The sequence below is a fragment of the Shinella fusca genome (genome assembly GCF_014203155.1).
In the GTDB taxonomy this organism is placed as follows: domain Bacteria; phylum Pseudomonadota; class Alphaproteobacteria; order Rhizobiales; family Rhizobiaceae; genus Shinella; species Shinella fusca.
The window spans coordinates 15,676-28,095 of the sequence record NZ_JACHIK010000030.1; the positions used below are offsets into that span (position 1 = coordinate 15,676).

Consider the following 12,420-nt stretch of genomic DNA (forward strand, 5'->3'; position numbering starts at 1 on the left):
CCTGCAATCATCCATACAAACCTCCCCGTCCCCATCGCATCGCTGACGCCGTAGCTGCTTCGACACGAACCGGCTCGCTTCGGCGATCTTTCCGCCGCGCGCTTTGCCGTGGAGCAGAACACCCCTGCCCCGCGGATCGCGGACCTGTGCATCGTGCGCGGCAGCACTCTTTCATGCCTCAGGTAACCAAAAAATCTCAAGGAGGGAACACTATAATGGCATCCATGCATCGATTCCGCCCGGCAGCCCTTGCCGGAGCAGTCGCAATCGCCCTGTCCGCAGGATTCATCGCAAGCATCGCACAGGCCGAGGACCTTCGCGTCGGAACGCAGATGAAGCTGATGACGCTCGATCCGCACTACGCGGACCTCAACGAGAACAACTCGCTCCTGTCCCACATCTACGAACGGCTGGTAAACCAGGACGAGCGGTTGAACCCGCAGCCAGGCCTCGCCGTGTCCTGGAAGCGGCTCTCCGAGACGCGCTGGGAATTCAAGCTGCGTGAAGGTGTGACGTTCCATGACGGCTCCCCGTTCACGGCAAAAGACGTCATCTACTCGATCGAGCGCATCCGCGACTTTCTCAAGCCTCCGAGCGGGGGCTTCGCCCCCAGAACGTAATCACGGCCTCGACCGCCTCGCAGCCGGCAGCGGCGATGCTGTGCTGCAGGTGATCAATTCTCGGCGGTGAAAGCGCAACGCTTCGGCAGCATCGAAATCAATGCCTTCGAGTTCATAGACGCGGGCGGTCAGGATCGCGCGCGCCTGGTTGATAATCTCGATCGCGATCTCCGTACGTGTCGCAGGAGGTCTCCTGCTCAGCCATGATCGGCTTTATTCTGTGCCCCAAAATGCTCAACGAAGAACACCGCGGCCGCGGTCGATGGCCCGACGCTGACGCTCCGTTACGATCTGCTGAGCGCTTCCCATGCGAACGGCCTGCTGCAGAACCTTCAGGCGATCCTGCATCACCTCGAAGGCCCGGCGCTGCGCCGGCGGCACGCCATTGACCACGTTCTTCTCGCCGCGCAAGATCGCATCGCGCCCGAACCGTAGATCAAGCGCCCGGCTGACGTCCGCAAATTCCTCCCGGATGCTGCTATCGAGCGACCCGGCGGCAACGTTGGGCTTGGCGCCCTTCTTCTTCATCGCTGCCGCCAGCTCGCGCAAAGCGTCTTCTGCCGGCGGCGACAGGCCCGGAATGGCAATACCCATGCGCCGGCGCTCCTCGCCGATTGCCTTGGTCTCGCTATCGAGGGCCGTGGCGTAGGACGCACCCAATGAGCGAACGCGGCTTTCAGCTTCCGGCACGGCCTGGAGAGCTTCCTTTCGCTCGCGGCCAACTGCCAGCAACCGGTCCATGATGCGATCGGAGCCGCGGAGCGCGCCATAGGCTTCGGGACCGTTGGCGACGGCCGCCGCGACTCGCTCACCCGCGAAGCCTTTCACGATCAGGCTCTCGATCCTGTCGACGGCGCCGGCGGGATCGCGCCAGATGCGCTCGGCCTTTTCGACAAGGGCAGCGCGATTGTGACGGTAGTAGGCAACCTCTCGCGCCCTCGCCCGCGCTTCGTCTTCCACCGAGGTCTTGAACTCCGTTACGGCGGCAAACATCGGCAACACGCCGCTCGTCTCCTTCCCCGGCTCGACGCTGGCGCCGGCAACCACCTTTGAGCGGTCCTTCTTTTCCGCAAGATGCTGTTCCTCGGCAAAGCGGCGCACGACCCTGAAAAGCCGCTCCAGCTTCTCGCGTCGATCGGGAGCAAGATCGTCGGGCATACGCTCGACCATGTTGCGCTCGGCAATGGCATCGGCCTTCTCCGTGAAGGCGGACCATCCAAAGCGCGCCGTCAGCGCCTCATTGACCGCCTTCACTTCCTGAACCAGCAAACGGTCCTCGACAGCATAAGCGAAGGCGGTCTTGTAGGCATCGAGTCCGCCGCGCTCACGGACCGCCTCGATTTCGACAAGACGCGCCATGGCCGGTTTCGAAAACGCGGGGATGGACAGGGACATATGCCCACGCCTCTGTTCCTCGCGAATGCAGAAGCGTTCGGCCTGACGACGGAATTCGGTCGCATGCGACCGGGCGAGCGGCAGCAGATCCGACAGGGCCGCCATCGCTGCATTCCGTTCGTCCCGCGCGGCATGGCCATCGACCAGATGCGGCGATCCCTGCAGACGGCCGAGACGCTGAGGCGTCGCGGCAAGATCTTCAGCAAGGCGGCGCGGCTCCATGCCGGTATCCGACGCCAAGGCGTTCAGCCTAGCCAGCGCGCGATCAGGATCGCGATAGACTTTCTCGAGGACCTGGCGAAGAATCGCCTCCCGCTCCTTCCATCGCTCCGAGGCCAGTTGCGCCCTGCGGGCTTCCTCCTCGAGGCTACGGGCAAATCGGGTCGTCGGTGGAATGAGATATGTTCGATCCGCGGGCACTTGTGCCGCGACGGTTTCGGAACGCTCCTCATTATAGGAGACGCTCTTCTCGCGTTCGATGGCGAAACCGAGCGCCACGCTGGCGCGCTCCCACAGCTTCGCCACCTGCCCGCGCTTCTCCGCAAGCCACGCCAGCCGCCGAGAAGCCCCCTCCTCTTGTCGCGCCGCGACCTCGGCAGCCAAGTTGATACCGCGACGACGGGCAAAATCGCGGGCATGCGTCTGGTAGCCAGCCTCGCTCTCGAAATCGAGCGTCGTGGTCTTCGCACCCGAGCGGCCGAGACGTTCGACGATCTGCTTGAACAGTTCGGGACGATGGCTCTCGCGCTCGAGCCGCTCCTGGCGGTCAGAGGCCGTTTCCTTCAGTTCCGCCGTCCAGACATTGCGATGAACCTCGCGTTTCTCCGTTTGCCTTTCGCCTGTCTCCGGATCGGTGACGACGACATCCACTTTGACGGCCTCGACGCCGTCCTTGCGCAGCGTGACCGTATCGCCGACAAAAACGCCGCCCTTCGCCAGCGCCTTCGGCAGGCTCACGCCCCAGACCCGCTGGACGGTTCCGTCATCCGTGCGGACATCGGCATAGGGGCTTTCCTTGGCATCCTCATCGTCCGGCCGGAACTTGGCCCCGCCGGTCTCGACCAACTCTCCGGTGACGCCGGCGGCATGATCGGCGCGCGGCTTGCGGCCCCATTCCGGCTTCGGCTCGAAATCCTCGCGCGCCGCATAGAGCGTTGCCTGATCGCGATGTCGGGTCATCGAGACATAGGTCAAATGCTGGTCCATCATGCCGGTGGCGAGCACGAAGGTCCGGTCGACAGTGGCGCCCTGCGATTTGTGGATCGTCGCGGCATAGCCGTGATCGACGTTGCGATAGCTGTCCTCGCTGATGACGACGTCGCGGCCATTGTCGAGACGAACCGACAGCAACGGCCCTCCGCGCTGATCTCCGGTCGCAACGACCGTCCCGAGCATGCCGTTCTTCACATATTGCGGGCCGAGGCGGCGCGCCCGCGGTTCGAGGAAGCGGGCATTTTCGAGAAAGATGATGCGATCGCCCGCGGCGAACTCGCGAACGCCGCGCTCTGTCTGGAACGCGCGTGCGGCGGTCAGCGCGCCAGCCGCGTTCATCACGTTGCGCAGCGCTCCATTGAGGCGCTTCACATCCTCGTTGGTGTGGGCGAGCACGAGCATCTCGTCGCCCCACAGCCGGCCGTCGTGACCAGCCGCTCGAGACTGCGCGATCGCCTCTTCGCGGGCCGTACTCCAATCCGCGACGATCCGCTCGACGACTTCGACGCGGTGCTTGGCCTCGACGATCCGGCCTCGCTGTGCATAGGCATCCAACCCCTCTTCGATCTTGCCGCGGGCGAAGAAACGCGATGCATCGCGTGCCCAAGCTTCCTGCTGGCGGCGGACACCGGCAAGTTCGGCGGAACCGATCCGCTCGGATATCGCCCGGAAAGCCGCACCGGCCTGGATCGGCTGAAGCTGCATGGCGTCACCGACCAGAACGGCCTTCGCGCCGGCATCCTCGACCGCCTTCAATACACGCGCCATTTGCTGCGACGACACCATGCCGGCCTCGTCGATGACGAAGACATTGCCGCGTTCCAGGAGATCACGCCCGTTCTCCCAGGAGAGTTCCCATGAGGCGAGCGTGCGCGACTTGATGCCGGAACTGTCTTCCAGTCCTTCGGCCGCCTTGCCCGCAAGGGCAGCGCCGAAGACGCGATGATGTTCGCCCTCCCAGGCAACCCGCGCGGCGGCAAGCAGCGTTGACTTGCCCGCCCCTGCAAGCCCGACGACAGCCGCGATTGCATTGTCACCGGTGACGTGACGGACGGCGTCGACTTGCTCCCGGTCGAGCTTGATGGGCTTTGCCGGATCGGCCGTTTCGACCTGACCCACTGCTGCAGCAACCTTCGCTCCCGCGATACCGAAACCGGTGCGCTTCGACAGGACCTCCGCCGACTGCGCCATGTCATATTCGATGCGCAGGATTTCGCGCGTGGTGAAGATCGCCGGTTCCGCGACCTTCCCGGTCTGTCGATCCACCTGCTGCGGCTTCAACAGCACAAGATTGTCGGACGCCATCAGACGCGCGCGAATATTCGCGAAATCCGCGGGGTCGTCGACATAGCGATGCAGCGCCTTGGCGATAGCCTTCTCATCGAAGGTGGACCGTTCGTTGGCGAGCTGTTTCAGCAGAAGTTCCGGCTCGGCGAGCAGCCGGTCGGCCATGTCCTGCCGCCGCGCCAGATCGGCCGGCGCGAAGTACATCTCGACGCCCTTGCGGGCGAGCGCCGCTTTTTCGGGGCCGAGATGTTTTTGCGCGATGCCATCGAGGCCCTGTTCGGCATAGGAGCGGCCGTCGAGACGGATATCATGGCCGGCGACAGGCGCAGACGAGCCGTTCCTGTGGCGCCGCGACGACTATCCCTGGGAACGCAACGTCTGGAATTTCCACCCGGAGGTGGAGATCCACTACATTCCCAGCGCCAGCGGCGTCTTGCTTGCAGGCGACCATGTCGGCGCGTTCACGCCGGGGCATATTTCCGTCATCGGCAGCAACCTGCCGCACGACTGGGTGACGCCACTTGGACCGGACGAGCGCATTCCGGGACGCGACATCGTCATCCAATTTCTGCCTGCAAAGCTGGAGCAGGCGTCGGCCTTCCTGCCGGAACTGGCTGAATTGCATGATTTCCTAATCCGCGCGCAACGCGGACTGTCCATCAAGGGCTGCGCGCGGGAACAGGCAGAGGCCCTGATACTCGATATGGAGTTTCAGACCGGCTCGATGCGGCTTGCAACCTTCCTCTCCCTGCTGTCGCTGCTACGGGACACCGACGAGTTCGATACGCTGTCTTCGGAAGCCTATCTTCCGGACTTGAGCTATGGCTCGCTCGAAGCTCTACAGCAGGTCTTTGCGCATCTCTTTGCCAATTTGTCCGAGGACATTCGGTTGCCGGACATGGCTCGCATGGTCGGTATGAGCGACAGCGCCTTCTCGCGATTCTTCAAGAAGAATAGTGGCCATAGTTTCACCGACCACGTGAATAAGCTTCGTATCTGGAAGGCAGGTCAGCTATTGACGGATACCTCCCTGCCAATAACGGACATCTGCTTCGAGGTGGGTTATCGCAATCTGTCCAATTTCAACCGGGTGTTTCTCCGACACCACAACCTGACACCGTCACAATATCGGAAACTGTCCACCAACCGTAGAACCTTTCCGTTACCCCAAACGTTGACAGACGATATGCGTGGACGGTGAGTGTGGAAAGATAAATTCCTGCGCATCCTCAATCTACTGGAAAACCCGCCCAAGCCGAATGCTAAGTTATGCGCTGCTGTCGCAGCGCTGCCGGATACCCTATGAGCATTCCGCAATGGCACGAGGAACCGACTAAGAAATCTCATGATCGGGCTTCCTTTTGATTGTGGCGATATGCAGATGAACGAGTTTCTGCAACGCTTTGCACGACAGAGCCATGAGCAGAATGCAGCCAAGACCTTCTGTGCTGTCGATAATGCGATACCAAACCGCATCTTTGGCTTTTACACCGTAGCGCCCTCGTCTGTGGCATATGAAATCGTAACGGCATCAACGACGAGAGGACTGGCACGCCATGACGTACCGGGCTTCAAGCTTGCCTGTCTGGCAACAGACCGCGCCATGGCGGGGCAAGGATTGGGAGGACAACTCCTTGTCGCAGCAGCGTCGCGTTGCCTGCGGCTCGCCGATGAAGGCGGTGGTATTCTCCTGACTATCGGCGCAAAGAGCGAACGCGCGGCCAACTGGTACGCTTCTTTCGGAGCCGAACCGCTACAAGAAAAGCCGCTGACCCTCGTCATGCCGCTTGCAACCTTTGCCCCCGATTTGCGCGCCAAAGGCCTGCTGTAAAGGGAGGCGCGATTTTGCACTCCTCAACGGTTGCTTGCGCCCGTTGCGTGCTTCCCAATCTTGTGCAATGCAGAGACGCAAAAGGGGCAATCGTGTCCCCCTAGCTATCCCAGAAAGTCCAACTTCAAGGCTTTTGAGCGATGGTGGGCGCTCCCTCCGGGCCGATCAAGCAATTTCCGGCTTACTTACGAGATCAGCTTAGCTAACGTCCGCTTTGCCCATTACGCCCGTTCCGGTAGCCATGCGTGGAAGGTACGGGTACATCTGGATGCGAATGAAAGCTATCAACGGCAGATGCCCTGCATTATTCAAGACTGGCATTGGATACCCATGAACGAGAAAATCTTCGACACCCTTGTCGGCATGTACTTCACCGTGGACGATCCAGATGGAAGCTACGGCACCGGACAGGTAATCCGCCTCGCGGCTGAAGGAATCTACTTCGTTCGCTTCGACGGCAACGAGGTGGTGCTGCCTCTCGAACTCGCCTCTATCGGCGAAATGCTGGAGACCACCGATGAGGGCTACAAACTCTGGAGGTTCTTCGACACGCTTGAGGAACGGGATAAATGGATTGAGTGGCTGGATGCGCCATCGAAACCCCGAGTGATTTCCCTGGTGAGGCCGACGAAATAATAGATTCCAAGCCGAATGCTTCGGGCTGGCGGGGCATGCCGGATTCGAGCAAAATCAGCCGCTTAACCGTGCGGAACGAAAGCATCGCTTCATAAAAATCAATGGCTCAACAAAGCCGCCGTCCCACTTTTCTTTGGCCATTTCCGGCCCTTCTTTCCCGGTCATATTGCGACCAGGGAGGCGCGCATGAGCGGGTACGACCATTTCGGGACGTGAAGCTGCAATGGCTTCAGCAGTTGATCTGCGACAGGGATTTGAGCGACAGCACGCGATCCGTGGCGCTCTATATCATCACCACGCATTTGAACGGCCACACCGAGAAGGCGTGGCCGTTCAATCAAACGATTGCCGACGCGACCGGCAAGAGCGTCAAGACCATTCAGCGCACCGTCGGTGAACTTGTGACCAGTGGCTGGTTCGAAGTCCAGCGCAGAAAATAGCGTCGGGCACAACACAGAATATCGTCCCTCAGCGGCGTCGATTTTACGCGCATCGGACGCCCGCGAAAAGACGGACAAATTTATCACTCTACCCAAGCAAAGGCGGTCAAAATCTTCCGGCAAGGCGGTCAGATGTGTCCGGCGAAGGCATCCCCCCAGCTTTTCGCTGTGGTCGTAGGTGAAGCTGTTGATCTCGCGTAGGAAGGCGCGCAGGGTTTCAGGATCGCGATACGGCAGATAGGCGTTGCGGAAAATGTCGCGGAAGAGCTTTTTCGGCAAATGAATAATTCTGCCTTTATTACGCCTTTGGAACAAACCCGACAGAAAACCCGAACAATCGGCCAATTTTCATCAAAGTTTCAAGAGTCGGATTCGCCGCCCCGACTTCAAGCTCTGCAACTTGGCGTCTTGTAAGCGACAGGGTCTTGGCAAACTCTTCCTGTGTCATGCCAAACCCTTTGCGGATCTCCGCCACAGCACCAGGCAGCCTCAGGTCCCCGGTTCGAGCACGTTCTGCCAGGGTTCGGCGGTTTTCCAAAATTTCCTCTTTCGTTGGCTTCTTCCATCGAGCCATTTAGCGGTCCTTCGCTATCACTGACACACCCCCAAAACGCTATCTGCGATTTCGATACTGCGTCCCATCGCACGGTCCAGAATGTCCGAAGACGCTCCCATCTCTTTCGCGATGGCCGGAGCTTGGCGCAGGTGTTCAGCAAATATGGCAAGCGTAGCGGCGAGCGCCCTCTGCTCAGCAGGATCAGGCATCAGTTCGCCGCAAATGTGCTTCCAATCGGGAAGATGGTCACGACCGCCGTCACGCATCATCGCCCATCGGGTGGAGCGAACGATCCCCTCTTTCGCGAGCCGCATTGGTGCAAAATCAAAGAGCGGAGAGAGGCGGATCGCGCCGTCCTGATGCTTGCTGAGTGCAGAATTTCGGCCATGATTGTCTGGATTGCCGAGCGCCAGATTGGCGATGTCGCGTTTCAGGTATTCGACAATGTCCGCGAAGGGATTGGCAGAATATTGGCGCAAAACATCGATGTAGGCTTCATGCGTGCCGACATGGCCGAAATCGGCAACGCCGATCGCGGACACGAGGCTTTCCTGGCCCAGCCGGACGGTTCCGCCGCCTTCTTTCTTCTTCCGATCGAAACGGGGAATGATCAAGACGCCTTCGGCGTAGGTCGATGGCTCGCTGACATTCAGGCCGATCTCTTGAGCGATCCGCGAATACAGGGCTTCGCCTTCGAGGATGAGGCGGTCCACAGGCTCGTTGCTGCGCACCAGCTTGACGATGACATGGCGCACGGCCTCGTCATCGGTGACGAAGCTGTCGGGATAGTAGAGCCCATTAGTCGCCTGTGTCATCGAGACCTTTGGCCATTCGCCTTGCAGGCCGCTTGAGCCGGAGGCGAGCATTCCAAAACGATCGGCGACTTCCATGAAGCGATCGGACCGCTCAAGAATTTCCGCTTCCGTCACCCCTTGGCGCTCGACACCGCGCAGCCGTTCCGCTTCGGCGTCCGCCGCTTCTTTGATGCGGATATTGCCTATGCCGCCCGTCGCCGATCGCAGAAGCAGCGGGAGATCAGAAGCGCGCGAGCCTTCAGCAAGGCCGAGATGCTCGGCAAGCTTTCGCCTTGCATGCCCCTGGGGCATAAGATCCAAGAGGAAGGGCGGCCAGCTGCTGCTATATCGACTTTCGAGATCGACGGGGTACCGGACGGATAAGGCGCGATGGTCCCGGACCGTTTTTCCAGCAGAAAACTCCGCCGATGCCACGGTGACGAAATAGTCGAGATCGTAATCGACGATCGATGCGCCCTGAAAGCCGGCCGCGTCGTCCTCGAGTTCCAGTGTCGCGGCGTGATGCCACTCACCGTCAAAATGGGTTTGGAGCGTTAGGCGCATTAATTGACCCTTTCAATGGTTCAAATAATGCATTTCCTGAAATTATTCAACCCATCACAGTGGGTTGAATAGTTGCCATCAGAACTGCCGGCTACCGAAACCGTCATTGAAGCTTTTGATCCGGTTGACCATCTTCCGGCCACGCAACGCACTGCCGCACGCGAACAGAATGAACGACAGGCTCATCCTTGCTCCGGAGCCGCTGCTTGCGTCGAACAAGATGAGCGAAACGGCTCCCATTGCAGCGAAGAAGACCATTCCGAAATCATATTGCGCTTGATAGATCGGTAATTTTTATTGACTAGGAAACTTTCTTGATTTAGTTTCCTAGTCAACAAGGAACTTTTCATGACATCAGTACCGAAATTGACCGATCACACCGGCTACTGGATGCGAATGGTATCAAACGCCGTATCGCAAGAGTTCGCGCGCAAGGTATCCGGCGAAGATGTCACTGTCGCGGAATGGTCATTCATGCGTTCGCTCTACGACTCCGAACCAACGCCTCCATCAGTTCTGGCGAAAAAGATGGCCATGACAAAGGGAGCCATCAGCAAACTTGCGGAACGGCTGATGGCCAAAGGACTGGTTGAGAAGACGGAAAGCCAGGAGGACAGGCGTGCTCACAACTTGTCCCTGACGACAGAGGGACGAGCCAAAATTCCGGTCCTGGCGTCGCTTGCCGATCAGAATGATGCCGATTTTTTTGGCGTGTTGACGAAAGAAGAGCATGAGACACTCGACCGCATCATGCGGGTTCTCGCCGAAAAGCGCGACTTGAAAGCAACCCCGGTGGACTGAACCATCGACCAAAGCCAACATTGAAACGAAAGGAAGCCGCCATGGAAGCGGAACGGATTGCTGTTGCCGAAAATTGCCTGCATGCTGCCCATGATGGAAGTTTGAGCTTTCCGGAGATTATCGGACAATTATTAGCGGCGGGATTCGAGGGGTACACCGTCGACTATCGCCGCAACACTCAAGCCTATTACCTGCCGGATGGAGACAGCGTAGCGGTGGACATGCATTCTTCCGCTAGCAAGGTCGCCGCTACATTCGATGCAAGCGAGGTCGAGCGCCTGGTGCGATGGGCGCAGGCCAATCCCGCCGACTATAGCTACGTCGCCTTCTGCGAGAAAGCCAAGGCCGCTGGGTGCGCAGGATACATCGTCTCGTTTCTGGGCCGCCGGGTCCTTTACTTCGGCCGTACCGCAGAGACCCATATCGAGCACTTCCCAAATTAATGGGTAAGGGTCATGACAAAGCTGCGATAGTGGGTGACAGCTCCGGTCCGACAGCAAACTTCAGCCGTTTATTCGTCCCGGGCATTCCACGGCAAAAGCACATCGATCCTGCTCGTGGCCGTTGGCAAGGGCCCTCAGCGTCGCTGTCAGATAGTTGAATGGGTCAACGGCAGTAACAGCCCGATTGCTACCGCGGGGATTATGTCTTGACGCGTGCGGCGATCTCTTCGTCGAGGACAAAGCAATCGAGGAACTCTTGCCATGTTTCCGCAGATCTACGCGCGTCGCTGAGCATCTGCCTGAGTTCGTCAACGCCATCGTCTGCCAAAGCTGACGTACTCTCGTCGTCACCGGTCACGACGCTGATGATATTGCCATAGGTCAGGTTGTCATCATTGCTGATGATTTCCCGGAGGAGGTCGACGTCCTCATCGAGGATTTCGGCGACATAGTCGATGGTGAAGACGAATCTGACCGTTGTCATCAAGCGGCCTCGGCGCAGATGATCGCCGCTGTCGGCTTCCAGTTCCAGGGGGGCAGTTCGGCGAGGCGATTGATCTTGTGATCCTGAATGCGGTCGAGTACGTCAGCCAGATAGGCCTGCGGATCACCTTCGCCGCTATCTCGCCGGTGATCGCCATCGGAAGCAATCCGGCGATCCTCGAAGCTGGGCCGAATGCCGGCCTGCAGGCGGTCTATGGCGCCGTGATCGCGGTGGGCCTCTTCGCCATCTTCATGGCCCCGCTCGGCCGCTACATCGTCCGGGCCTTCCCGCCGGTCGTCGTCGGTGCAGTGCTGACGGTGATGGGCCTCAGCCTGCTGCCAGTCGCGATCCAGTATGCTGCCGGCGGCTTCGTGCCCGATGCGGGCAAGCCAGCCTATATCGGCCTTGCCGTCATCGTGCTGCTCAACGTGTTCGGCCGCGGTTTCGTCACGAACATCGCGGTCTTCCTCGGACTGGTCGTCGGCGTGGTCTTCGCCGGGCTGATGGGCATGCTCGATTTCAGCGCAGTCAAGGATGCGGCCCCGCTCGCCATCGTGACGCCCTTCCACTTCGGTCTGCCGACCTTCCATCTGGTGCCGGTACTCACCATGTGCCTCGTCGTGGCAATCACCTGGGTGGAATCCGTGGGTGACACCATCGTCGTCGGCGAGATGGTCGGGCGGCCTGCGACTGAACGCACCATCGCGGACCTGCTGCGGGCGGACGGGCTCTCCACTATGCTCGGCGGCATGCTCAACTCGTTTCCCTACACGGCCTTCTCGGAAAACTGGTGAACATCACAGGCGTGCGCAGCCACTGGACGGTGGCGCTGGCAGGCGGGTTCCTCGTCGTGCTCGGTCTGTCGCCGGTACTGGCGACCGCCATCGCCTCGCTGCCCAAGCCGGTGGTCGGCGGCGCCGGATTCGTCATATTCGGCACGCTCGTCGTCGTCGGCATGAAGACCCTGCAGAAGATCGACTTCGATACGACCTTCAACAACTTCATGGTCGTGGGGCTGAGCGTCGCCATGGCGATGATCACCATCGTCAAGCCGGGCTTCTTCCAGTTCATGCCGGAATGGTCCCAAGTGGTCTTCCATTCGCCCGTGATCATGGGGGCTGTCACCGCCATCGCCATGAACGCCGCGCTCAATGGGCTCAGCATGCGGGGACAGGCCGCCATAGCCCACTAGGTTTCGCTCCCCCGGAGCCAATGGGCGCCAGCCGGAGGGCCGGGATCGCAAGATCCCGGCCTTCTCATTGGATCGCTTGTCTTATGACTTTCTGCGCCGGACGGGCGAATATGAACCGCTGCGAGAGGGTTGCCTCCCTCTCTCAGCGGCGAGGGTCGGATCGTT

At 60.0% G+C, this 12,420-nt stretch carries 9 protein-coding genes and 6 pseudogenes; 9 read left to right on the forward strand and 6 right to left on the reverse strand.

The annotated features are described in order from the left end of the window. Nucleotides 1-215 precede the first annotated feature (215 nt). A pseudogene (locus HNQ66_RS22975) lies at nt 216-605 on the forward strand (ABC transporter substrate-binding protein); the annotation flags it as partial. Nucleotides 606-854: 249 nt separating this feature from the next. On the opposite strand, the pseudogene traA reads toward HNQ66_RS22975, so the two are convergent. Continuing rightward, nucleotides 855-4,835, reverse strand: a pseudogene (traA, locus tag HNQ66_RS22980) (Ti-type conjugative transfer relaxase TraA); the annotation flags it as partial. Between the two features lie 76 nt (nt 4,836-4,911). On the opposite strand from traA, the gene HNQ66_RS22985 reads away from it, so the two are divergent. From HNQ66_RS22985 to HNQ66_RS23000, 5 genes and pseudogenes are all read left to right on the forward strand, one after another. Next, on the forward strand, nt 4,912-5,715 hold the full coding sequence (locus HNQ66_RS22985; RefSeq protein ID WP_343059607.1) for a helix-turn-helix transcriptional regulator: 804 nt from the start codon (nt 4,912-4,914) through the stop codon (nt 5,713-5,715). 15 nt (nt 5,716-5,730) lie between these two features. Continuing rightward, a pseudogene (locus HNQ66_RS23650) lies at nt 5,731-5,820 on the forward strand (DUF1778 domain-containing protein); the annotation flags it as partial. Continuing rightward, a pseudogene (locus HNQ66_RS22990) lies at nt 5,817-6,345 on the forward strand (GNAT family N-acetyltransferase). The pseudogenes HNQ66_RS23650 and HNQ66_RS22990, both read left to right, overlap by 4 nt. A gap of 330 nt (nt 6,346-6,675) precedes the next feature. Then, the gene (locus HNQ66_RS22995) at nt 6,676-6,981 is read left to right on the forward strand and encodes a hypothetical protein (RefSeq protein WP_184147171.1); all 306 of its coding nucleotides are present in this window, start codon (nt 6,676-6,678) and stop codon (nt 6,979-6,981) included. Nucleotides 6,982-7,082: 101 nt separating this feature from the next. After that, nucleotides 7,083-7,421: a helix-turn-helix domain-containing protein gene (locus HNQ66_RS23000; protein ID WP_246434387.1), complete on the forward strand. Its 339-nt coding sequence runs from the start codon at nt 7,083-7,085 to the stop codon at nt 7,419-7,421. A gap of 298 nt (nt 7,422-7,719) precedes the next feature. Here HNQ66_RS23000 and HNQ66_RS23005 read toward each other — a convergent pair whose 3' ends face one another. The 3 genes from HNQ66_RS23005 to HNQ66_RS23015 form a co-directional block, all read right to left on the reverse strand. Then, nucleotides 7,720-7,995: a helix-turn-helix transcriptional regulator gene (locus tag HNQ66_RS23005; RefSeq protein WP_184147173.1), complete on the reverse strand. Its 276-nt coding sequence runs from the start codon at nt 7,993-7,995 to the stop codon at nt 7,720-7,722. Between the two features lie 17 nt (nt 7,996-8,012). Next, complete coding sequence (locus HNQ66_RS23010) at nt 8,013-9,335, reverse strand: type II toxin-antitoxin system HipA family toxin (RefSeq protein ID WP_184147175.1); 1,323 nt, start codon at nt 9,333-9,335, stop codon at nt 8,013-8,015. A 78-nt stretch (nt 9,336-9,413) separates the two neighbouring features. Then, a complete protein-coding gene (locus HNQ66_RS23015; RefSeq protein WP_246434388.1) occupies nt 9,414-9,593 on the reverse strand; it encodes a hypothetical protein in 180 nt (59 codons plus the stop codon). A gap of 90 nt (nt 9,594-9,683) precedes the next feature. Between HNQ66_RS23015 and HNQ66_RS23020 the strand changes: the two genes are divergently transcribed. After that, nucleotides 9,684-10,136 (forward strand): MarR family winged helix-turn-helix transcriptional regulator, encoded by a 453-nt coding sequence (locus HNQ66_RS23020; protein ID WP_184147177.1) that lies wholly within the window; start codon nt 9,684-9,686, stop codon nt 10,134-10,136. 41 nt (nt 10,137-10,177) lie between these two features. Beyond that, the gene (locus HNQ66_RS23025; protein ID WP_184147179.1) at nt 10,178-10,579 is read left to right on the forward strand and encodes a DUF1398 domain-containing protein; all 402 of its coding nucleotides are present in this window, start codon (nt 10,178-10,180) and stop codon (nt 10,577-10,579) included. A 199-nt stretch (nt 10,580-10,778) separates the two neighbouring features. On the opposite strand, the gene HNQ66_RS23030 is transcribed toward HNQ66_RS23025, so the two are convergent. Continuing rightward, complete coding sequence (locus HNQ66_RS23030; protein ID WP_184147181.1) at nt 10,779-11,063, reverse strand: hypothetical protein; 285 nt, start codon at nt 11,061-11,063, stop codon at nt 10,779-10,781. Beyond that, nucleotides 11,063-11,188, reverse strand: a pseudogene (locus tag HNQ66_RS23035) (transposase domain-containing protein); the annotation flags it as partial. The pseudogene HNQ66_RS23035 and the gene HNQ66_RS23030, both read right to left, overlap by 1 nt. A 21-nt stretch (nt 11,189-11,209) precedes the next feature. Here HNQ66_RS23035 and HNQ66_RS23655 point away from each other — a divergent pair. Then, nucleotides 11,210-12,255, forward strand: a pseudogene (locus HNQ66_RS23655) (solute carrier family 23 protein). The last annotated feature ends 165 nt before the right edge of the window (nt 12,256-12,420 follow it).

What these genes read in the sequence shown, in the direction of transcription:
- HNQ66_RS23010 (WP_184147175.1), bottom strand. Translation starts at nt 9,335, where the DNA reads ATGCGCCTAACGCTCCAAACCCATTTTGACGGTGAGTGGCATCACGCC.
- HNQ66_RS23015 (WP_246434388.1), bottom strand. Translation starts at nt 9,593, where the DNA reads ATGGTCTTCTTCGCTGCAATGGGAGCCGTTTCGCTCATCTTGTTCGAC.
- HNQ66_RS23000 (WP_246434387.1), top strand. Translation starts at nt 7,083, where the DNA reads ATGGCTCAACAAAGCCGCCGTCCCACTTTTCTTTGGCCATTTCCGGCC.
- HNQ66_RS23030 (WP_184147181.1), bottom strand. Translation starts at nt 11,063, where the DNA reads ATGACAACGGTCAGATTCGTCTTCACCATCGACTATGTCGCCGAAATC.
- HNQ66_RS23020 (WP_184147177.1), top strand. Translation starts at nt 9,684, where the DNA reads ATGACATCAGTACCGAAATTGACCGATCACACCGGCTACTGGATGCGA.
- HNQ66_RS23025 (WP_184147179.1), top strand. Translation starts at nt 10,178, where the DNA reads ATGGAAGCGGAACGGATTGCTGTTGCCGAAAATTGCCTGCATGCTGCC.
- HNQ66_RS23005 (WP_184147173.1), bottom strand. Translation starts at nt 7,995, where the DNA reads ATGGCTCGATGGAAGAAGCCAACGAAAGAGGAAATTTTGGAAAACCGC.
- HNQ66_RS22995 (WP_184147171.1), top strand. Translation starts at nt 6,676, where the DNA reads ATGAACGAGAAAATCTTCGACACCCTTGTCGGCATGTACTTCACCGTG.